The following is a 20,240-nucleotide window of genomic DNA, read 5'->3' on the forward strand; positions in this document are numbered from 1 at the left end:
CTGAGTAGCCTCGAAGCCACTTGTGCCCCGGCCCGTGGGCACTTCGGCCGACCGGAGAGGAGCGCTTCCGCGTGTTCCAGTACATCGGGGAGCGGTGGGACCAGATCTGGTTCGCGTCGTGGCAGCACTTCTCACTGGTGGTCCAGTGCACGGTGCTCGCGACCCTCATCGCCGTGGTGCTCGCCACACTCGTCTACCGCAGCCCACGGCTCACGTCCGTCGCGAACGGGGTGTCGGCCATCGGCCTGACGCTGCCGTCCTTCGCCGTGATCGGCCTGCTCATCGTCCCGCTCGGGTTCGGCGTCGTGCCGTCGGTCGTGACCGTGGTGTTCTTCGCCACCCTGCCGATCCTCCGCAACGCCGTCGTCGGCCTCGCCGAGATCCCCCCGACGGTCGTCGAGTCGGCCCGGGGCATCGGCATGAGCCGCTTCCGGACCCTCGTCCAGGTCGAGCTCCCGATGGCGTGGCCGATCATCCTCAGCGGCGTGCGGGTGTCGGCGCAGATGGTGATGGGCATCGCCGCGATCGCCGCGTACGCGCTCGGCCCCGGTCTCGGCGGCTTCATCTTCTCCGGGCTGTCCCGCCTCGGCGGCGCCAACGCCCTGTTCTCCGTGACGGTCGGGGTGGTGGGGGTCGTCCTGCTCGCCCTCGTCCTCGACCTGCTCCTCCTCGGCCTCGGCCGCCTGACCATCTCGAGAGGTATCCGTGTCCAGCACTGACTCCGCCACCACCACCGCTCCCGCTGCTCCTGCCGGGGACGTCACCGGCCGCAGCATCCTGCTCGACGAGGTCACCAAGCGGTACCCCGGGCAGACGAAGCCCGCCGTCGACGGCATCACGCTCGAGATCCCGGCCGGCAAGATCGTCATGCTCGTCGGCCCGTCCGGCTGCGGCAAGACGACCACGCTGAAGATGATCAACCGCCTCATCGAACCGACCGAGGGCCGCATCGTGGTCGGCGACGACGACGTCACCGGCATCGACGCCGACGAGCTCCGTCGCCGCATGGGCTACGTCATCCAGGCCGGCGGGCTCTTCCCGCACATGACCGTCGCCGCGAACATCGCGATCGTCCCGAAGATGCTCGGCTGGTCGAAGGAGAAGATCGCGGCGCGCGTCGACGAGCTGCTCGACCTCGTCTCGCTCGACCCCGACACCTACCGCGACCGCTTCCCCCGGGAGCTCTCCGGCGGCCAGCAGCAGCGCGTCGGCGTCGCCCGGGCGCTCGCCGCGGACCCGCCCGTCCTGCTCATGGACGAACCGTTCGGTGCCGTCGACCCGATCACCCGGCAGCGCCTGCAGGACGAGCTCCTCCGCATCCAGGAGGAGTTGCACAAGACGATCGTCATCGTCAGCCACGACTTCGACGAGGCCGTGAAGCTCGGCGACTGGATCGTCATCTTCACCGAGGGTGCGCACATCGTGCAGTACGACACCCCGGAACGGATCCTCGCCGAGCCGGCCAACGAGTTCGTGGAGAACTTCATCGGGTCCGGCGCCGGACTGAAGCAGCTCACGCTGAACCGGGTGCGCGACGTCGAACTCGCCCCCGCGGTGACCTGCTCCCCCGGCGAAGACGCCAAGGCCGTGCTCCAGCGCATGAACGAGGCCGGCGGCCACCAGCACGCGGTCGTCGTCGATCGTCGCCAGCGTCCGATCGGGTGGCCGACCCGGCGCCAGATCGAGCGCCTCGACCGCATCCCGGAGGGCATCGAGCCCGAGCTGCCCGTCGTGGGCGAGGCGGCGACCCTGAACGACGCACTCGACACCATGCTCGTGTCCAGCGCCGGCGCCGCGCTCGTCACCGGACGTGGCGAGGCGTTCCGCGGCGTCATCACCGTCGAGACCGTGATGGAGGCCATCACCCGCTCGCGTGCTGCGGCCGCGGAGGACCAGGCGTACACGCCGGTCGGGACGAACACCAACCCGATCGAGACGATGCCGTCCGGCCCGACCATCGCCTCCAGCGGGGAGGACCTGTGAGCGCGGTCGCCGCCGGACCGGCCACCGGTGCCAGGACCGGCTGGAAGGGGCTGCTGGTCCAGCCGATCGCGATCCTCGTGGTCCTCGCCGCGTTCGCGGTCTGGCTCGCCACCGCGGACCTGACCCCGACCGAGCGGACCACCCTCAACCCGGCCGACATCCTCGCGCTGACCGGGCAGCACCTCGTGCTGACGCTCGAATCGACCGTCCTGGTGCTCGTCATCGGCATCCCGCTCGGCGTCCTGCTCACCCGCGGTCCGCTCCGCCGGGCGAGCGTGTACGTCCTCGCCGTCGCGAACTTCGGGCAGGCGGCTCCGGCGGTCGGCCTCATCGTGCTGCTCGCGGCGTGGCTCGGCCTGAACTCGTGGTCGGCGGTCGTCGCCCTCGTGCTCTACGCCATCCTGCCGGTGCTCCGGAACACCATGATCGGCATCCAGAGCGTCGACTCCCGGCTGGTCGAGGCCGGTCGGGGCATGGGCATGAGCGCGTTCAGCGTCCTGATGAAGGTCGAGCTGCCGCTGGCCGTCCCCGTGATGCTCTCCGGCATCCGCACCGCCCTCGTGCTGCTCGTCGGCACGGCAAGCCTGGCGACCTTCGTCGGCGCCGGTGGCCTCGGGCTGCTCATCACGACGGGCGTGAACCTGTTCCTGCCGAAGGTCCTCGTCTCCGGGGCGCTGCTCGTGGCGCTCCTCGCCCTGTCCATCGACTGGCTCGGCCGCGTGGTCGAGACCGTCGCACGACCGAAGGGACTCCGATGAACCGCCGACTCCGCCGGACGGCCGCCGTCGTGGTGGCCGGCGCCACCGCCCTCGTCCTGGCCGGCTGCGGCCTGCAGCCCGCGACCTCGTTCGTCCCCGCGGCGGACCCCGGATCGATCAAGCGCATCGACGACCTGCCCGACGGCGCGCACATCACGGTCACGTCGAAGAACTTCACCGAGCAGCTCGTGCTCGGCAAGATCGCCGTCCTCGCCGCGAAGGCCGCCGGGTTCGACGTGACCGACGAGACGAACGTGCCGGGCAGCGTCGCCGTCCGCGAGCTCATGACCTCGCACGGTGCGGACTTCACGTACGAGTACACGGGCACGGCCTGGCTGACCTTCATGGGTCACGCCGAGGGGATCCCGGACAAGACCGAGCAGTGGGAGGCGGTCAAGAAGGAGGACGCCGGCAACGGGCTCACCTGGCTGCAGCCCGCGCCGATGAACAACACCTACGCCTTCGCCGTCCGCGACGAGGCCGTGTCGGAGCTCGGGAACATCAAGACCCTCTCCGACATCACGAAGCTCCCCGTCGACCAGCGGACCTTCTGCGTCGAGTCGGAGTTCAACTCCCGTGCCGACGGGTTCAAGCCGATGCTCAAGAAGTACGGCCTGGAGCTCGGTGGCTCCGGCGACAACGGCATCCCGACGAGCAACGTCAGCATCCTCGACACCGGCACCGTGTACACCGCGACCGATCGCGGCAAGTGCAACTTCGGCGAGGTCTTCACCACCGACGGCCGCATCAAGTCGCTCGGACTCACCGTGCTCGAGGACGACAAGGGCTTCTTCCCCGCGTACAACGTCGCCCCGGTGCTCGACACGGCGACGCTGAAGGAGTACCCGCAGCTCGAGGGCGTCTACGACCAGATCTCGCCGAAGCTCACGGACTCCGTCCTGCAGGAGCTGAACCGGCAGGTGGACGTCGAGGGCCGGGAACCGGCCGACGTCGCCTTCGACTGGATGGTCAAGGAGGGTTTCATCACGAAGCCGTGACGGCTCTCGACGTGGGGACACGACGGACTGGAGGCGGGGGGGGGCCGGGGGCCCCCCCCCCCCCGCCCCGGGGGGGGGGGGGGGGCGGGGGGGGCCCCCCCCCGGGGGGGGGGGCCCCCCACCCCCCCCCCCCCCCCCCCCCCCCGCGCCCCCCCCCCCCCCCCCCCCCCCCCGGGGGGGGGCGGGGGGGCCCCCCCCCCCCCCCCGCCTCCAGTCCGTCTGATCGCTACTGGGCCGTGATGCGCGACGCGGTGTCGCGGATGGTCGCGACCACGCGCTCGCGGACCTCCTCGGGTTCCGATCCCTCGTGGCGCGCCGAGCTGCGCAGCCCGGTCATGCACATGCCGAGCAGCATCTCGGCCGCCTGCGGGGTGGCCGCCTCCGGACCCCAGGCGGGGTCCCGCTCGAGGATCGTGCGGACGGCCCCCGTCATCGCCTCGGCCACCGTCGTCATCCGCGAGACCTGCCGGCGCATGAGCTGCGGGAAGCGCACGATGACCTCCTTCCGGGCGAGCCGCTCGTGCTCGTCCCCGAACGAGGAACCGAAGACCAGGAACGCCAGGTCCACGACGGCCTGCGCTGCTGGTTCCCCCGCGACCGCGGCCAGGTGTGCGTCGAGCGTCTCCGGCGTGAGGTCGAGCTCGGTGTGCCCGAGGACCGCGTCCTCCTTGCTCTCGAAGTAGTTGAAGAACGTCCGCGGTGAGACCTCGGCCCGCGCGGCGATCTGTTCGATCGTGGTGTGGTCGATGTCCTGTTCGAGCGCGAGGGAACGGGCGGCCTCGGCGATGCGGAGCCGGGTCTCGAGGCGTTTGCGGTCGCGGAGGCCCATCTCGGAGGCGGGCGCGGTGTCGGGCATGGCCCGACTGTAACCGGAACGTCACATCGTTTACAGCAAACGCAAACTTGCAGTCGTGCAGCGGACAGTACGGTGGGCGCATGACCACTCCCGTGCTCGAGGCGCGTGACCTCGCCAGGACCTACGGCCGCGGCGCGACGCGGTTCGATGCGCTCAAGGGGGTGTCCCTGCAGGTGAACCAGGGCGAGAGCCTCGCCATCGTCGGCAAGTCCGGCTCGGGCAAGTCGACCCTGATGCACCTGCTCGCCCTGCTCGACAAGCCGTCGGCCGGGCAGATCCTGCTCGACGGCACCGACGCCGCGACGCTCAGCGCCCGGCAGGTGAACCGCACGCGGAACAGCACGTTCGGGTTCGTCTTCCAGCAGTTCTTCCTGACGCCGAAGACCTCGGTGCTCGACAACGTCGTGCTGCCGCTGAAGATCGCCGGCGTCACCGGTGCTGAGCGGAAGCGCCGTGGGATGGCCGCGCTCGACGCCCTCGGCCTGGCCGACAAGGCGAAGAACGACGCGAACGACCTGTCCGGCGGGCAGAAGCAGCGCGTGGTCATCGCCCGGGCGCTCGTCGGCGAGCCGAGCGTGATCTTCGCGGACGAACCGACCGGCAACCTCGACACGAACACCGGCCAGGTGGTCGAGGACATGCTCTTCGGGCTCCAGCGGGACCGCGGCATCACCCTCGTGGTCGTCACCCACGACGAGGAACTCGCCGAACGCTGCGACCGGCGCGTCAACGTGCGCGACGGACTCATCGTCGGCGGGTCGGACGACACGCCCACCGCCAGCGCCGCCGTCGACCAGCAGGCCACGCACGGAAGGCACTCCGCATGAACTTCCTCGACCTCCTGAGGACCGCCGTGGCGAACACGTTCCGGTCGAAGCTGCGCACCACCCTCACCGTGATCGCGATCTTCATCGGCGCGTTCACGATCACGCTGACCTCGGCGATCGGCACGGGCGTCAGCAACTACATCGACACCCAGGTCGCCTCGATCGGTGACACCGGGTCCCTGACGATCACGAAGACCGTCGAGTCCTCGACCGACAGCGGTCCGGCGAAGTACGACCCGGACGAGTCGAGCCAGAGCGTCAACCGCGGCCCGGCGTCGTTCGCGTACCTGTCCCAGTCGGACGTCGACAAGATCAAGGACGTCTCCGGTGTCCGGACCGTCCGTCCGGCCGTCGCCCTCAGCACCAAGTGGGTCGAGTACGACGGGAAGGGCAAGTACGTCGTCGACGTCGCGGCCAACGCTGGTGAGCTCGACGCCGACCTCGCCGCCGGCAAGCAGCTGGACGACGCGTCCTCCGCAGGCAACCAGGTGCTCCTGCCGACGAACTACCTGAAGAACCTCGGGCTCGGCAGCGCGAAGGCGGCCGTGGGCAAGCAGCTCACCATCGCCGTCGACGACTACCAGGGCACCGAGCACACCCTGACCGCCACGGTCGCCGGCGTGCAGAACGAGTCGCTGTTCGGCGGCGGGGCCGGTGCGAACGCGACCCTGACCGACGCGATGCAGGCCGCTCAGGAGACCGGGAAGCCGACCTCCATCGCCACGTCGTACGCCAGCGCGACGGCGACGCTCGACTCCGGCGCGTCCGCAAGCACCGTGAAGAGCGCCCTCTCGAAGGACGGCTACACGGGCCAGACGATCCAGGACCAACTCGGCCAGTTCCAGACCGTGATCAGTGGCATCGTCGGCGTCCTGAACGCCTTCGCCGTGATCGCGCTGGTCGCCGCCGGCTTCGGCATCATCAACACGTTGCTCATGAGCGTCCAGGAGCGCACCCGCGAGATCGGCCTGATGAAGGCGATGGGCATGGGCGGCGGCAAGGTCTACACGCTGTTCTCGCTCGAGGCCGTGTTCATCGGGTTCCTCGGCAGCGCGATCGGTGCCGGGGTGGCGATCCTGCTCGGCACCGGGATCTCAAACCTGCTCGCCGGCACCGTCCTGAAGGACCTCCCGGGCCTGCAGATCATGCAGTTCGCACCGTCCTCGGTGATCACGATCATCCTGGTCGTGATGTTCATCGCGTTCCTGGCCGGCACCCTGCCCGCGCGTCGGGCCGCCCGGCAGAACCCGATCGAGGCGCTCCGGTACGAGTAGGCGCTCGCGTGCCTAGGCTCTGAGGGGTGGCGGCGTTCGGGCGGGACCTCGGGGACGGGTACACGCTCACCCTGCGCGACCTGACGACCGTCCGGCCGCTGCACGAGCTGGTGGTGGCGAACGCCGAGCGGCTGCGGGCGGCCGAACCGTGGGCGTGGCAGGAGCAGACCGTCGAGACGATCGGCCTGCACACCGAGCACCTGCTCGGCCAGTACGCGATGGACCGTGCGCTCCCCTGCGTCATCCGCCAGGACGACCGCATCGTCGGAGCCGCCTCACTGGCCTTCGACCCCTACCTCGGGCAGGCGTCGCTCGGCTACTGGGTGGACGCCGGCCTGGAGGGACGGGGTGTCGTCCGCCGCGCCGCCACCGTCCTCGTCGGGGTCGCCCGGGCGCGGGGCGCGGCGCGCGCCGAGATCCGGACGGCGGTCGACAACGTGCGGAGTCGCGGCCTCGCCGAGCGGCTCGGCTTCACGCACGAGGGCACCCTGCGCAGCGCGATGCCCCTCGGGCCGGTGCGGGTCGACGTCGCCGTCTACGGCCTGGTGCTCTGACGCGGTCGCTGCTGCTGCTGCTGCTGGCGGTGCTGCCGCTGCTGCGGGTGCTGCGGGTGCTGCGGGTTCGCGCCCGGGTACGGACATCGCGCCCCGGTGTGACGGGGCGCGATGTCCGCCCGGGGGCGCGACGAGCGGGTCCTGCGTCAGGAGCTCTGCGTCGCGCCCTGCCACACCGCGAAGACACCGCCGACGACGAGCAGTGCGAGCACGAGGATCCACACCGCCAGCGCGACGAGGTTGAGGAAGATCCCCCACCCGGCACGCCCACGGGCGAGCGGCTCACGGCTGCGCGACGCGACACCGAGGCAGAGCCCGATGACCGGCGCGACGAACGTCCACCCGGCGAGCAGCGAGCAGATGCCGAGGACGAGACTCGCCGTGCCCAGTCCGGTGCGGGGGGATTCCGAGTACGTGACCATGCACCTGACGCTACGGGCCCGTGGGAGGCGGGTCGTCCCTCCAGGGCGTGATCCGGGTCCACCTGCGGACGGATGGTCACCGGACGCCGGTATCGTCGACTGCATGGCCTTGTTCGGACGACGCAGCAAGCACGACGTGCGCGACCGCCCCGTCAGCCAGGTCGAACTGAAGCGCGCCGTCGACGAGGGGTTCCTCATCGCGAAGGCCGCGGTCACCATCGCCGTCGGCAACCGGATCATCACGAACGCCCTCCGCGACGAGGGGTACTTCGACCACGCCCTGATCGCCGAGGTCGCGCGCGAGGAACTGCACCGGATGGCCGACGAGCAGCGCGGCGACGCTGCCCGGATGCGGGACATCCGGTCGAGGTCGAGCAAGCAGAAGGGCCGCTCGCGGCACCAGCACGACTACCGGCGCGGCGACGACCTCAAGCTGCGCACGCGCGAGGCCACGTACGAGCAGCTCGCCGAGATGCTCGACCGCCGCAGGGAGGACCAGGGCTTCGTCGACGGCATCGTCCTCGCCGCCCGGGCCCGCGCCTGGGACGACATCGGCACCACCGTCGTGGGGCGGCTCGGATGGGCGCAGCGACCGGCCGACGACTACGAGGTCGGCCGGGACGACCGCCTGCAGCAGATGCTCGACGAGGACTTCGCGGCGCTGCTCGCCGAGCACCCGGTCGGTGCGGGCACCCCGTCGGCCACCCCGGCGGACGCGGACGAGCCGGATGCTGCGGACGCCGGCGACGACGGGACGGACCCGGCGGACCCGGACGCGTCGCGCGCCTGACGGCGTCGCACGCGGGGCGTCGGTGATCTGACCGGGACGCCGTGCAGCCGGGGATCCCTAGGCTCGGGGACATGGTGGATGCGGTGGTCGTCGGGGCCGGACCGAACGGACTCGCGGCAGCGGTGACACTCGCGCGCGCGGGCCTCAGCGTCGAGGTCGTCGAACGGAACGACACGATCGGCGGCGGCGCCCGGACGTCGGAACTCACGCTGCCCGGGTTCCTGCACGACGTCTGCTCCGCGGTGCACCCGATGGCGCTGCAGTCCGAGTTCTTCCGACGCTTCCGGCTCGAGGACCGCATCGACCTCCGCCTGCCCGAGGTGCAGTACGGCCATCCGCTCGACGGTGGCCGTGCCGGGATCGCGTACCGGGACCTCGCCCGCACCGTCGACGAGCTCGGTGCGGACGGGCCGGCCTTCCACCAGCTCATGGCACCGCTCGCGAGGAACGCCGACGACGTCGCGGACTTCGCCACGGATGCGCTGCTGAACGTCCCGCGCCACCCCCTGAACGTCCTGCGCTTCGGCTTGCGGGCGCTCGAGCAGGGGTCGCGCGCCTGGAACCTGCGCTTCCGCGAGGACGTCGCTCCCGCCATGGTCTCCGGCGTCGCTGCGCACTCCATCCAGCACATGCCGTCCCTCGCCACCGCGGCCGCAGCCCTGTCGCTCGGCGCGTACGCCCACGGGCGGGGGTGGCCGGTGCCGATCGGGGGGAGCCAGGCGATCGTCGACGCGCTCGCCGCGGACCTGGTCGCGCACGGCGGGCGGATCGAGACCGGCCGCGAGGTCCGTTCCCTCGGCGACCTCACCCCGGCGAAGGCGGTGCTGTTCGACACGAGTGTGCCGGGCATGCTCCGGATCGCCGGGAAGCAGATCCCGACCCCGCGACGCGGTGCCCTCCGACGGTTCCGGTTCGGGAACGCGGCGGCGAAGGTCGACTTCGCGCTGTCTGACCCGGTGCCGTGGGCGAACGAGTCGCTCCGGAAGGCGGGAACCGTGCACATCGGTGGCACGCGTGCCGAGATCGCGGCTGCCGAGGGCGCCGTCGCGAACGGTCAGCACGCGGAGCGGCCGTACGTCCTCGGTTCGGAGCCCACGGTCGTCGACCCGACCCGGGCACCGGAGGGCAAGCACGTGTTCTGGGCGTACGCGCACGTCCCCTCGGGTTCCGACGTGGACCAGACCGAGGCCGTCACGCGGCAGATCGAGCGGTTCGCGCCGGGGTTCCGCGACACGGTCCTGCAGTCGAGCAGTCGCACGGCCCTCGACCTGGCGGCGTACAACCCGAACTACGTCGGCGGTGACATCGCTGCCGGCGCCGCGAGCTTCTGGCAGCTGGTCAAGCGGCCGCTGCTGTCGTCCGACCCGTGGCGGATGGGCGGCGGCATGTACCTCTGCTCGGAGGCGTCCGCGCCCGGCCCGGGTGTGCACGGCATGGCCGGGTGGCACGCAGCCAGGAGCGCACTCCGTCACACGTTCGGGCTGTCCGAGCACGTCGATCTCGCACCGGAGGACTGAACATGTCGAAGAACGTCCGCATCCTGCACTGCCGCCCGGAGGACGTCTTCGACGTCCTCGCCGACGGCTGGCTCTTCACGACCTGGGTGGTCGGGGCGTCGCGCATGCGCGGGCAGGACATCGGGTGGCCCGCAGTCGGCACCCGGCTGCACCACTCGTTCGGCTCGTGGCCCTTCGTGATCGACGACGTCACGACCGTGCACGAGTGGGATCCGCCGCACCGCATGGTCATCCAACCGCAGGGGTGGCCACTCGGCGAAGCACGCGTCGAACTGACGGTCGAGGAGCACCGACGCGGCTGCAAGGTCACCATCGTCGAGAACGCGATCGCCGGGCCCGGGTCGTGGGTGCCGGGCTTCCTGCTGCAGCCGGTGCTCTGGGTACGGAACCGCGAGACGCTGCGACGGCTCGGGTGGGTCGCTGCGGGTCGCGCCGCGACCGACTGACGTCCCTGACGGACTGGAGGCGCGGGGCGGGCCCGCACCGCGCCTCCAGTCCGATGGCCGCCCGGTCCGTCGGCTGCCACCGCCGCTACTCCGCGCGGCTGAACTCGCTCGCTCGGCGGACCTGGTCGTCCGTCAGCGCGACGCCCGTGTACCGCTCGAACTGGCGCGCTGCCTGCAGTGCGATCACCTCGGCGCCCGTGATGACCCGCTTGCCCGCCGTGCGTCCGGCGAGGACGAGCGGGGTCTCCGACGGGAAGGCGACGACGTCGAACACCGTGTGCGCGGCCTCGATCCGGTCCTGTCCGAAGGCGAGTGTGTCCTGCTGGTCGCCTCGCATACCGAGCGGCGTGACGTTGACGACGACGTCGGCCGCCGACGCCTCGCGCTCGTCCGCCACCCAGTCGTAGCCGTACTGCGACGCGAGTGCCGGGCCCGCCTGCTCGTTGCGGGCGACCACCGTCAGCCGCTCGAAGCCGGCACCCCGGAACGCCGCCGTGACCGCCTTCGCCATGCCGCCGGAGCCGCGGAGCAGGACACTCGACGTCGGGTCGACCGCGTGCGACGCGAGGAGCGACGCCACGGCTTCGTAGTCGGTGTTCGACGCGGTGAGCACGCCGTCGTCGTTCACCACCGTGTTGATCGACTCGATGGCCGCCGCGGACTCCTCGACGACGTCGACGAGCGGGATGATCGCCTCCTTGAAGGGCATCGAGACCGAGCAACCACGGATCCCGAGCGCACGGATGCCGGTCACCGCGCCGACGAGGTCCGTCGTCGTGAAGGCCTTGTAGGCGAAGTTCAGGCCGAGTTCGTCGTAGAGGAAGTTGTGGAAGCGGGTGCCGATGTTGCTCGGTCGAGCGGCGAGCGAGATGCAGACCTGCATGTCCTTGTTGAGGATGGGCATGCCGCAAGTCTCGCATCTCCATGCCGATGGAGCGGTCCACATCGCGAGCTGTGGACGGGGGGTGGGGTTGTCCCCACCCCCGATACGGGAGTCCCCCGTATTCGAACCGGAGCGCCGTGTCCGTACCGTCGATGACATGAACGCACTCACCCGCCCCCGCAACGGCCGCCTCCTCGCCGGGGTCTGCGCCGGCATCGCCGACCGCTTCGGCTGGTCCCGCACCTTCGTCCGCATCGCCTGGGTCATCCTGAGCTTCTTCCCCGGCCCGCTCTGGATCGCCTACGTCGTGCTCTGGATCCTCATGCCGAACCAGGGTTCGCGCCGCTGATCCCCCACCCGTCCGGACGGGTTAGTGTGGCGGGGTGCCGGTCTCCGTCTTCGATCTGTTCAGCATCGGGATCGGTCCGTCGAGTTCCCACACCGTCGGACCGATGCGCGCCGGCGCGGCCTTCGTCGCCCGTGCGACGCACGCCGCACGTGCCGCCGGGGCGACGATCGCGTCCGTCCGTGTCGACCTCTACGGCTCCCTGGCCTCCACCGGGCAGGGACACGGGACGCTCGGTGCCGTCGTCGCGGGGCTGATGGGCTCCGACCCGAAGACGGTGGACCCCGATGCGATGGCACGTGACCTCGCCGAGGTCGAGGACACCGGATCGCTCCGCCTCGCGGGTGGGGACGCGGTGCCGTTCCGGCTCGCGGACATCGTCCTGCACCCCCTGACGATGCTCCCCCGGCACCCCAACGCCATGCGGCTCCGAGCAGCCGACGCGTCCGACGCCACGATCGCCGAGGAGACGTACTACTCGATCGGTGGCGGGTTCATCACGAGCGACACCGGCGGCGACGTCGCCGAGGCCGCGATCCCCGTCGACGACGCCGTGCCGCACTCGTTCTCCAGCGGTGCCGAACTCCTCGCCGCCTGCGCCGCCACCGGGCTCCCGGTCAGCGGCGTCGCCCTCGCGAACGAGACCGCGACACGGTCGCTCGAGGACGTCCGGGCCGGCCTCCTGCGGATCCACGACGTCATGGAGTCCTGCGTCGACCGGAGCGTCGAGCGGTCCGGAACCCTGCCCGGCGGGCTCACCGTCCGACGACGGGCGGCGAACTGGTACGAGCAGCTCACCCGTGACGACCCCGAGCACGACCCCCTCTTCGCGATGGAGTGGGTGAACCTCATCGCCATGGCCGTCAACGAGGAGAACGCCACCGGTGGCCGCGTCGTCACCGCTCCCACCAACGGCGCCGCCGGCATCATCCCGGCGGTCCTGTACTACGCCCTCACCTACGTCCCGACCGTCACGCCGGACACCCGTGACGATGCCGTCGTCCGGTTCCTCCTCACTGCGGGTGCGGTCGGGTCGATCTACAAGGAGCGCGCATCGATCTCCGGCGCCGAGGTCGGCTGCCAGGGCGAGGTCGGGTCCGCCGCGTCCATGGCAGCGGCCGGACTCGCCGAGGTCCTCGGTGGCACGCCCGAACAGGTCGAGAACGCGGCGGAGATCGCGATGGAGCACAACCTCGGGCTGACGTGCGACCCGATCGGCGGCCTCGTCCAGATCCCGTGCATCGAGCGGAACGCCATCGCCGCGAACAAGGCGATCAACGCCGCCCGGATGGCACTCCGCGGCGACGGGGTGCACCACGTGTCGCTCGACCAGGTCGTCGAGACGATGCGGCAGACGGGCGCCGACATGTCCACGAAGTACAAGGAGACCGCGATGGGCGGGCTCGCGGTGAACGTCCCGCTCTGCTGAACCGGCTCTGCTGACCTGGCTCTGCTGACTCGGCCGCTCGGCTGGCCGGTTGCTCGCGGTCAGCCGTGCAGCAGCATGAGCAGCCGTGCCGTCTCGCCGGCGATCGCGTCGCGCCCTGCCGACACGTACTTCCGGGGGTCGACGACGTCCGGGCGTTCGTCGAGTACCTCGCGCAGCGCCCGTGTGAACAGCCCGTTCAGGTGCGTCGAGATGTTGATCTTCGTCATCCCTGCCCGAACGGCGCCGCGGAGCTCGTCGTCCGACAGGCCCGAGGAACCGTGCAGCACGAGCGGCACCGGCACCGCCGCACGCAGTCGTCCGACGAGGTCCCGGTCCACCGAGGCCTCCCGCGTCTGCATCGCGTGCGACGTCCCCACGGCCACGGCGAGGGCGTCGACCCCGGTGTCGGCGACGAACGAGGCCGCGTCGTCCGGGTCGGTCCGCACCCCGGGAGCGTGGACACCGTCCTTCCCGCCGACCTCGCCGAGTTCGGCCTCGATCGCCACACCCGCGTCGTGACAACGCCGCGCGAGCCGTCGGGTCGCCTCGACGTTCGCGGCGAAGTCGAGGTGCGAACCGTCGTACATGATCGAGTCCACGCCGAGCTCGATCCCCGCGAGCACCAGGTCGGTGTCCTCGATGTGGTCCAGGTGCACGAGGACCTCGACGTCGGCGGCACGGGCGATCGCCTGGGTCGCAGCGGTGATCGGTGCGAGGCCACCGTGGTACCGGACGCAGTTCTCGCTGATCTGCAGGATGACCGGGAGACCGGCGAGCTCGGCCCCGGCGACGATCGCCTCGGCGTGCTCGAGGAGGACGACGTTGAAGGCCCCGACGCCACGGTGGGCCGCGCGGGCAGTGTCCAGCAGACCCGTCAAGGCGAGGTCGGTGATCATACGGGGCTCCCGGTTCGGTCGTCGTGCGGTGCTGAGTCGGTGTCTGTGTCGGTCTCGGTGGTCGTGAGGAACCGCCTGACGTCGTCGGGGTCGACCTCGCCGGCGACCGGGCGGAGGACCGCGGCGGCTCCGAAGGCGGCGGCGGCACGCAGCGCGGACTCGTCGACGACGGGCACTGCGGCGCCGCTCGCCTCGGTCAGCTGAGCTGCCAGGGCGCTGACGAGCCCGGCCGTCGCGGCGTCGCCGGCTCCCGTCGGGTTCCCGGTCACCCCCGCGATCGCCGGGACCTCGACGACGTGGTCGACCGTGTGCGCGGCGATGCCGTCGGCCCCGCGGGACACCACGACCACGGAGGCGCCGCGATCGAGCAGCAGGAGCGCGCCGGTCCGCTCGTCCGGCGCGCCGGTGGCCTCGAGCAGTTCGCCGCGGTTCGGCTTGCAGATGGTCGCCCCCGCGTCGGCCGCGGCGAGGAGTGCGTCGCCCGAGCAGTCGACCAGGCTCAGGACACCGCGGGCACGGGCGGCGGCGACCCAGGCACCCACGACCGCCGGATCGGTGCCGCTCGGCAACGACCCGGACACCACGAGCGCCGAGGGCTCGGCGTTGTCGAGCAGCCGCTCGACGGAGGCGGTCACGGCGTCCCACTCGTCCGGCGTCACGCGGGGTCCGGGTTCGCCGAACATCGTCGGGTGCTCGCGGTCGTCGACGACGGTCACGGTCGTGCGGGTCTCCCCCGTCACCGCGACGTCACTGTGTGGGAGTCGGAGCGCGTCGAGTGCGTCGGCGACCCAACGACCCGAAGGACCGCCGAGCGGCAGGACGGCGTGCGTCCCGGTGCCGGTCGCAGCGAGGACGCGGCCGACGTTCAGGCCCTTCCCGCCGGGGCGTCGAGCGACGTCGAGGACGCGTTGGGTCTCACCGATGCGCTGTTCGGCGACGCGGTAGGTCACGTCGACCGCGGGGTTCGGGGTCACCACGATGATCACGGGACCACCACCGGTGTCGAGATCACGCCCGCGTCGTCGAGGACGACCAGGTCCGCCGGGGCACCGATCGTGAGCGGAGTCGGACCGCCGAGGAGCCGTGCCGGTCGGGTCGACGCCGCGGCGACGACCTCGGTCAGCGGCGCCCCGGAGTCGAGCAGGCGGCGGACGGCGTCGGCGACGGTGATGGTGCTCCCCGCGAGGGACGAACCGTCGCGCAGCATCGCGACGCCGCCCCGTACCGACACGGCCGAGCTGGCGATCGTGTGGTCGCCGTCCGGGCAGCCCGTCGCGGACATCGCGTCGGACACCAGGACCATCCGGACGGGCGCCGCTCGTCGGACGAGGTCCACGGCGACGGGGTCGAGGTGGTGGCCGTCCACGATGCACTCCACCATGAGCCGGTCGTCCGTCAGCGCGACGCCGACTGGGCCGGGTTCCCGGTGGTGCAGCGGCGGCATCCCGTTGAACAGGTGCGTGACCAGTGTCGCGCCGGCATCGACCGCCCGACGTGTCTGGTCGGCGGTGGCGTCGGTGTGCCCGATCGCGACGACGATGCCCTCGGCGACCAGCCGCTGGACGGTGTCGAGCGCACCCGGGAGCTCCGGCGCGAGCGTTACGACCGCGAGCGCCCCGTCCGCGGCATCGAGGAACGTGTCGACCTCGGCAGGGGTCGGCGGGTGCAGCAGGTCCGCACGGTGGGCTCCTCGGCGCGCGGGGCTGAGCCAGGGTCCCTCGAGGTGCAGTCCGGCGAGCGTGCCGTCGGTGACGAGTGGACGCAGTCGGCGGAGGGCCGCCACCGTGTCGTCGACCGTGCCCGTGGCGATCGAGGCCACGAGGGTCGTCGTCGCGTGGGTGCGGTGGTGCGAGGCGGCCGCGACCGCGTCGTCGACGGTGCAGGCGGCGAAGTCGTGTCCGAGGGCCCCGTGGGCGTGCAGGTCCACCATCCCGGGGATGATCGTGCCCGCGACCGTCGTCGCGGAACCCGTGGTCGGCGGTGTCCCCGTCCCGACGGCGACCACCACGCCGGAGCGGTCGGCTCCGGCCGAGCCGTCGACGACCATCCACGCGTCGTGCAGGTCCTCCGTCGCCGTCACGATGCGGTCGGCGCGGAGCAGTGTCGTCATGCGGCCACCTCGGTGCGGACGACGCGGCGCGCGAGCAACCCGGCGCCGATGGCACCGGCCGCGTCACCGTGGCGCGCGGGGACGAGCGACGGGACGCGCAACCCCGCGAGGCGTTCGGAAACGGCGGCTCGGAGCGGTTCGAACAGCAGCGGTCCGGACTCCGCCAGTCCCCCGCCGACGATGATCGTGTGGCACCCCGACACCACGGTGGTCCACACCAGGGCGTCGGCGAGCACGTCGACGCTCTCGTCCCACACGGTCGTGGCGACGGGGTCTCCGGCGCGGACGCGGAGCATCGCCTCGTGCGCTGAGGCTGATCCGGAACGGCGGGCGACTCCCCCGGCCGAGGCGATCTCCTCGACCCGGTGTCCGGCGTGCGGACCGGTCGGGATGCGGACCTGTCCGATCTCCCCGGCCCAGCCACCACCCGTGACGACGTCGCCGTCCACCACCAGGGCACTCGCGAGCCCGGTACCCACGGGGACGAACGCCACCGAACCCCGGGTCAGCGAGGCATCCGCCGTCGTCGTCTCGGCCAGGGCGCCGGCGCGGACATCGTGCCCGAACGCGAGCGGGACGTCGATGCCGCGACGGGCGAGCTCGGTCCGGACGCGGTCGCGCACCGGCAGGTCGCGCCACCCGAGGTTCACGGAGAGCACGACTGTCCCGGCGTCGTCGTCGACGACCCCCGGGGTGACGAGTCCGATCGCGTCGAGTGGACCACGGTCGAGCGCGTGTGTCGCGAGGTCGGTCACGAGACCCGCGAGCCGAGTGGCATCCGGGTCGTCGCGCGGCGTCGGGACCCGGGTCTCGTCGAGGACGAGTCCGTCGGCACCGGTCAGCCGGGCCTTGATGCCCGTACCGCCGACGTCGACCCCGAGCACCGCGCCTACGCCGGGCATCAGGTGAGGATGACCGAACGGGTGAGCGACCGCGGGTTGTCCGGGTCGAGCCCGCGGCCCTCGGCGAGCGCGACCGCGAAGCGGTGCACGACGACGAGTCCGGCGATGGGGTCGAGGTCGTGTGCGACGAACCGGGCACCGGTGGCCGCGACCTCGTCCGCGAGGCCGTCCGGTGCAGCGCCGAGCGACCACACCAGCCGCCCGGGCTGCGCGATCGCGATCGGGCCGTGGCGGTAGTCCATCGCCGGGTACGACTCGGCCCAGAACTGCGCGGCCTCACGCGTCTTGAGGGCCGCCTCGAACGTGAGGCCGACCGCAGCCCCGCGACCGACGAAGCTGACCTGCTCGGCATCGAGGAGATCGTCGATCGGCAACGCGAGTGCGATCTCGGCCTGTGCCGCGAGTGCGTCGACGTCGTCACCGATGGACGCCCGCAGGAGCGCCAGAGCCGTCGTGGCGAAGCGTGTCTGCACCACCGAGCGCTCGTCGGCGAAGGGCAGCGCGACGACGTCGTCGGCCACGGCGGCAGCCGGGCTGTCCGGAACGGCCGTGATGAGCACGGTCCGCTGGTCGGGCAGCGCCTGCAGCAGGTCGACGATCTCGGTCGTCGTGCCGGAGCGGCTGATCGTCACGACGCGGTCGTACTCGCGGCTCGCCGGGTACTCGGAGCCGGCGAAGGCATCGGTGACGCCGAGGCCGGCCTGCTCCCGGGCGACGGCGTAGCTCATGGCGATGAACCAGCTCGTGCCGCACCCGACGACCGCGACGCGTTCGCCGGGCTGGGGGAGCGCGTCGGTGAACGACGGCAGCAGGGCCGCGGCGGCGCGCCAGGTCGCCGGTTGGGACGCCAGCTCTGCGCTCACGAAGGTGTCGGTCATGGGTGCCTTCCGGTCCGGTTCGATCCGGGTGATCGATGATCAGGAAGCGTAGCGAGCGATCGTGCGCGATGGAAGAGCAAAACGTCATTTCCGATCAACTAGGGCGTCAGCCGACGCCCTAGGATTGCCGTCATGACTCCGCAACAGCGGCTCAACGCCCTGCTCGAACTCGTGAGCGAACGCGGCAACGTGTCGATCGCCGAGATCGGGGAGATGCTCGGGATCTCGGCGGCGACCGCCCGCCGCGACCTCACGACGCTCGCGGACCAACGGCTCGTCACCCGGACGCACGGCGGAGCAGCAGCACTCGGCGCCGGTTACGAACTCCCGCTGCAGTACAAGATCGCCCGGCAGGCCGAGGCGAAGACCGCGATCGCGCGCGCGGCCACGCGGCTCATCCAGCCCGGCGACACGGTGGGGCTCAACGGCGGCACCACGACGACCGAGGTCGCTCGGGAACTCGGCAAGAGCGAGCGGTTCACCCGGGCCGACGGCGAGTACGGCGTGACCATCGTCACGAACGCACTGAACATCGGCTACGAGCTGTCCGTCCGCGCCAACGTCAAGATCGTGGTGACCGGCGGTGTCGCACGGCGGCAGTCGTACGAGCTGGTCGGACCCCTGGTCCGGGACACCCTCGACGAGTTCGCGCTGGACGTCGTCGTGCTCGGCGTCGACGGTCTCAGTGGCCAGTACGGCGCCACGACCATGCACGAGGGCGAGGCCGAGGTGAGCCGGCACTTCGCGTCCGTCGGTCGCCGGGTCATCGTGGTGGCGGACTCGACCAAGATCGAGCGTGCGACCTTCGCGCGCATCTGCCCGCTCGACCGCATCGACGCGCTGGTGACGGACCAGCCGGTCCCTCCGGCCTTCGCCACGGACCTCGCCGGCGCCGGCGTGGAGCTCGTCGTCGCCGACTGAGCCCCTCCTGTGCCGGGGGACTCGTCCTCCGCTCCCTGTGGACGACGTTTCCATCGTGTAAAACCCTCCACGGCCTCCCCATGAGCGTTCGTTGAGCGCCTATTGTGCATTCATGATCGATTCGGCATCATGGGCGTCACAATCACGCAAGGGAGCGAGATGAGCATGGGTGACGCAAGGACGGCACGACCCCTCCGGGTCGGCATCGTCGGCATGGGACAGCGCGCGGCGATCGCCCGCCACGTGGCAGAGGCGGCTGCCGCCGCGACCGACCTGGAGGCGGGGCCCACGACGGCCGGTTCCGATTCGTCGCGGAGCCTGCGGAGCGACGAAGCGGCCGAGCCGTTGGGGAGGGTCGTCGCCGTCGCGGACGTCACCGACCAGGGGCGCGAGCGAGCACGGGTCGAGTACCCCGATGCCCTCGTCGTCGCGCGGCACGGCGACCTCGTCGGAGCGGTGGACGCGGCGATCGTCACGACTCCGGACTGGACGCACGCCGCCATCGCGATCGACCTGCTCCGCGCGGGGATCGCGGTCTACCTCGAGAAGCCCCTCGCCATCACGGTCGAGGACGCAGATGCCGTCCTCAACACGGCAGCGGAGACCGGCACGCCCCTGTACGTCGGGCACAACTTCCGGCACGCCGCCGTCGTCCGGCTCATGCGCGAGATCGTCGACCGTGGCGAGATCGGCCAGGTCAAGGCGGTCTGGTGCCGCCACTTCGTCGGCAACGGCGGCGACTACTACTTCAAGGACTGGCACGCCGACCGCGCGAAGGTGAACTCCCTGCTCCTGCAGAAGGCCAGCCACGACCTCGACGTCATCCACGCCCTCGGCGGCGGCGACACCGCCCGCGTCGTCGGGATGGGATCGCTCTCGGTCTACGGCGACGTCACGGACCGTCGCGATCGCAGCGGCGAGCTCATGGGGGACTGGTTCTCGCTCGACAACTGGCCGCCGCTCGAGCAGACCGGACTGAACCCGGTCGTCGACGTCGAGGACGTCTCGATGGTGATGATGACGCTCGACAACGGCGTCCAGGCGAGCTACGAGCAGTGCCACTTCACCCCGGACTACTGGCGGAACTACACCGTCATCGGGACGGAGGGGCGCCTCGAGAACATCGGCGACACCGGCGGCGGCGTGGTGAAGGTCTGGACCCACCGTCGTGGCTGGGACGTCGCGGGGGACCGTGAGTACCCGATCGCCGGTGTCGAGTCCGGCCACGCCGACGCCGACCTCGTGACCATGACCGAGTTCCTCCGCCACGTCGCACTGGGGGAGCCCACGACGCTGTCGCCGATCGCGGCCCGCGCCGCCGTGGCGGCCGGCGCCCTCGCGACCCGTTCGCTCCGGAACGGTTCCGTCCCCGTCGACGTCCCGCCGCTCCCGGCGGCGACGATCGCCCACTTCAGCACCCCCACCCCGGCCGTCACCCGCTGACGGACTC

General features: G+C 71.5%; 22 protein-coding genes. 14 read left to right on the forward strand and 8 right to left on the reverse strand.

What is annotated here, in order from left to right; translation table 11 throughout:
- Window positions 1-71: 71 nt before the first annotated feature.
- From ABIC61_RS02755 to ABIC61_RS02770, 4 genes are read left to right on the forward strand one after another with little or no spacing between them, the layout of a single operon-like run.
- Window positions 72-719 carry an ABC transporter permease gene (locus ABIC61_RS02755; protein ID WP_097181359.1) on the forward strand — a complete coding sequence of 216 codons (648 nt, stop codon included), beginning with the start codon at window positions 72-74 and terminating at the stop codon, window positions 717-719.
- Complete coding sequence (locus ABIC61_RS02760) at window positions 706-1,983, forward strand: ABC transporter ATP-binding protein (RefSeq protein ID WP_144753652.1); 1,278 nt, start codon at window positions 706-708, stop codon at window positions 1,981-1,983. The genes ABIC61_RS02755 and ABIC61_RS02760 overlap by 14 nt, the downstream gene beginning before the upstream one ends.
- On the forward strand, window positions 1,980-2,741 hold the full coding sequence (locus ABIC61_RS02765) for an ABC transporter permease (protein WP_144753649.1): 762 nt from the start codon (window positions 1,980-1,982) through the stop codon (window positions 2,739-2,741). The genes ABIC61_RS02760 and ABIC61_RS02765 overlap by 4 nt, the downstream gene beginning before the upstream one ends.
- Entirely contained in the window at window positions 2,738-3,739 is a 1,002-nt protein-coding gene (locus ABIC61_RS02770) for a glycine betaine ABC transporter substrate-binding protein (RefSeq protein ID WP_144753646.1), read from the forward strand. The genes ABIC61_RS02765 and ABIC61_RS02770 overlap by 4 nt, the downstream gene beginning before the upstream one ends.
- A 226-nt stretch (window positions 3,740-3,965) precedes the next feature.
- Here the strand turns inward: ABIC61_RS02770 and ABIC61_RS02775 are convergent, their stop codons facing one another.
- Window positions 3,966-4,595: a TetR/AcrR family transcriptional regulator gene (locus tag ABIC61_RS02775; protein WP_354028737.1), complete on the reverse strand. Its 630-nt coding sequence runs from the start codon at window positions 4,593-4,595 to the stop codon at window positions 3,966-3,968.
- A gap of 80 nt (window positions 4,596-4,675) precedes the next feature.
- On the opposite strand from ABIC61_RS02775, the gene ABIC61_RS02780 reads away from it, so the two are divergent.
- From ABIC61_RS02780 to ABIC61_RS02790, 3 genes are read left to right on the forward strand one after another with little or no spacing between them, the layout of a single operon-like run.
- The gene (locus ABIC61_RS02780; protein ID WP_354028738.1) at window positions 4,676-5,422 is read left to right on the forward strand and encodes an ABC transporter ATP-binding protein; all 747 of its coding nucleotides are present in this window, start codon (window positions 4,676-4,678) and stop codon (window positions 5,420-5,422) included.
- The gene (locus ABIC61_RS02785) at window positions 5,419-6,696 is read left to right on the forward strand and encodes an ABC transporter permease (RefSeq protein ID WP_354028739.1); all 1,278 of its coding nucleotides are present in this window, start codon (window positions 5,419-5,421) and stop codon (window positions 6,694-6,696) included. Before ABIC61_RS02780 ends, ABIC61_RS02785 begins: the two co-directional genes overlap by 4 nt.
- A gap of 26 nt (window positions 6,697-6,722) precedes the next feature.
- Window positions 6,723-7,250 (forward strand): GNAT family N-acetyltransferase, encoded by a 528-nt coding sequence (locus ABIC61_RS02790; protein ID WP_097181352.1) that lies wholly within the window; start codon window positions 6,723-6,725, stop codon window positions 7,248-7,250.
- Between the two features lie 146 nt (window positions 7,251-7,396).
- Here ABIC61_RS02790 and ABIC61_RS02795 read toward each other — a convergent pair whose 3' ends face one another.
- Window positions 7,397-7,672, reverse strand: coding sequence for a hypothetical protein (locus tag ABIC61_RS02795; protein ID WP_354028740.1), 276 nt, complete (start codon window positions 7,670-7,672; stop codon window positions 7,397-7,399).
- 103 nt (window positions 7,673-7,775) lie between these two features.
- Between ABIC61_RS02795 and ABIC61_RS02800 the strand changes: the two genes are divergently transcribed.
- The 3 genes from ABIC61_RS02800 to ABIC61_RS02810 all read left to right on the forward strand — a co-directional run bounded on the left by ABIC61_RS02800 (window position 7,776) and on the right by ABIC61_RS02810 (window position 10,425).
- The gene (locus tag ABIC61_RS02800) at window positions 7,776-8,462 is read left to right on the forward strand and encodes a hypothetical protein (RefSeq protein ID WP_144753628.1); all 687 of its coding nucleotides are present in this window, start codon (window positions 7,776-7,778) and stop codon (window positions 8,460-8,462) included.
- A 71-nt stretch (window positions 8,463-8,533) separates the two neighbouring features.
- Window positions 8,534-9,979, forward strand: a complete 1,446-nt coding sequence (locus ABIC61_RS02805; RefSeq protein ID WP_354028741.1) for a phytoene desaturase family protein — start codon at window positions 8,534-8,536, stop codon at window positions 9,977-9,979.
- Between the two features lie 2 nt (window positions 9,980-9,981).
- Window positions 9,982-10,425: an SRPBCC family protein gene (locus tag ABIC61_RS02810; RefSeq protein ID WP_354028742.1), complete on the forward strand. Its 444-nt coding sequence runs from the start codon at window positions 9,982-9,984 to the stop codon at window positions 10,423-10,425.
- An 85-nt stretch (window positions 10,426-10,510) separates the two neighbouring features.
- Here ABIC61_RS02810 and ABIC61_RS02815 read toward each other — a convergent pair whose 3' ends face one another.
- Complete coding sequence (locus tag ABIC61_RS02815) at window positions 10,511-11,329, reverse strand: shikimate 5-dehydrogenase (RefSeq protein WP_354028743.1); 819 nt, start codon at window positions 11,327-11,329, stop codon at window positions 10,511-10,513.
- A gap of 136 nt (window positions 11,330-11,465) precedes the next feature.
- Here ABIC61_RS02815 and ABIC61_RS02820 point away from each other — a divergent pair, with 136 nt between their 5' ends.
- Window positions 11,466-11,657 carry a PspC domain-containing protein gene (locus ABIC61_RS02820; protein ID WP_144753615.1) on the forward strand — a complete coding sequence of 64 codons (192 nt, stop codon included), beginning with the start codon at window positions 11,466-11,468 and terminating at the stop codon, window positions 11,655-11,657.
- 34 nt (window positions 11,658-11,691) lie between these two features.
- Window positions 11,692-13,083, forward strand: coding sequence for an L-serine ammonia-lyase (locus ABIC61_RS02825; protein WP_354028744.1), 1,392 nt, complete (start codon window positions 11,692-11,694; stop codon window positions 13,081-13,083).
- 59 nt (window positions 13,084-13,142) lie between these two features.
- On the opposite strand, the gene ABIC61_RS02830 is transcribed toward ABIC61_RS02825, so the two are convergent.
- From ABIC61_RS02830 to ABIC61_RS02850, 5 genes are read right to left on the reverse strand one after another with little or no spacing between them, the layout of a single operon-like run.
- Window positions 13,143-13,979 carry a class II fructose-bisphosphate aldolase gene (locus tag ABIC61_RS02830; RefSeq protein WP_354028745.1) on the reverse strand — a complete coding sequence of 279 codons (837 nt, stop codon included), beginning with the start codon at window positions 13,977-13,979 and terminating at the stop codon, window positions 13,143-13,145.
- Window positions 13,976-14,965 carry a 1-phosphofructokinase family hexose kinase gene (locus tag ABIC61_RS02835; protein WP_354028746.1) on the reverse strand — a complete coding sequence of 330 codons (990 nt, stop codon included), beginning with the start codon at window positions 14,963-14,965 and terminating at the stop codon, window positions 13,976-13,978. Before ABIC61_RS02835 ends, ABIC61_RS02830 begins: the two co-directional genes overlap by 4 nt.
- Window positions 14,962-16,089: an N-acetylglucosamine-6-phosphate deacetylase gene (gene nagA, locus ABIC61_RS02840; protein ID WP_354028747.1), complete on the reverse strand. Its 1,128-nt coding sequence runs from the start codon at window positions 16,087-16,089 to the stop codon at window positions 14,962-14,964. The genes ABIC61_RS02835 and nagA overlap by 4 nt, the downstream gene beginning before the upstream one ends.
- Window positions 16,086-16,991 (reverse strand): ROK family protein, encoded by a 906-nt coding sequence (locus ABIC61_RS02845; RefSeq protein WP_354028748.1) that lies wholly within the window; start codon window positions 16,989-16,991, stop codon window positions 16,086-16,088. Before ABIC61_RS02845 ends, nagA begins: the two co-directional genes overlap by 4 nt.
- Window positions 16,991-17,869: an SIS domain-containing protein gene (locus ABIC61_RS02850; protein ID WP_354028749.1), complete on the reverse strand. Its 879-nt coding sequence runs from the start codon at window positions 17,867-17,869 to the stop codon at window positions 16,991-16,993. The genes ABIC61_RS02845 and ABIC61_RS02850 overlap by 1 nt, the downstream gene beginning before the upstream one ends.
- Before the next feature lie 132 nt (window positions 17,870-18,001).
- On the opposite strand from ABIC61_RS02850, the gene ABIC61_RS02855 reads away from it, so the two are divergent.
- Together ABIC61_RS02855 and ABIC61_RS02860 are read left to right on the forward strand one after the other, a co-directional pair.
- Window positions 18,002-18,790 (forward strand): DeoR/GlpR family DNA-binding transcription regulator, encoded by a 789-nt coding sequence (locus ABIC61_RS02855; protein ID WP_354028750.1) that lies wholly within the window; start codon window positions 18,002-18,004, stop codon window positions 18,788-18,790.
- Between the two features lie 165 nt (window positions 18,791-18,955).
- Window positions 18,956-20,233 carry a Gfo/Idh/MocA family protein gene (locus ABIC61_RS02860; protein ID WP_354028751.1) on the forward strand — a complete coding sequence of 426 codons (1,278 nt, stop codon included), beginning with the start codon at window positions 18,956-18,958 and terminating at the stop codon, window positions 20,231-20,233.
- Window positions 20,234-20,240: the final 7 nt, after the last annotated feature.

Source organism: Curtobacterium sp. 1544 (assembly GCF_040544915.1).
Classification (GTDB): domain Bacteria; phylum Actinomycetota; class Actinomycetes; order Actinomycetales; family Microbacteriaceae; genus Curtobacterium; species Curtobacterium pusillum_C.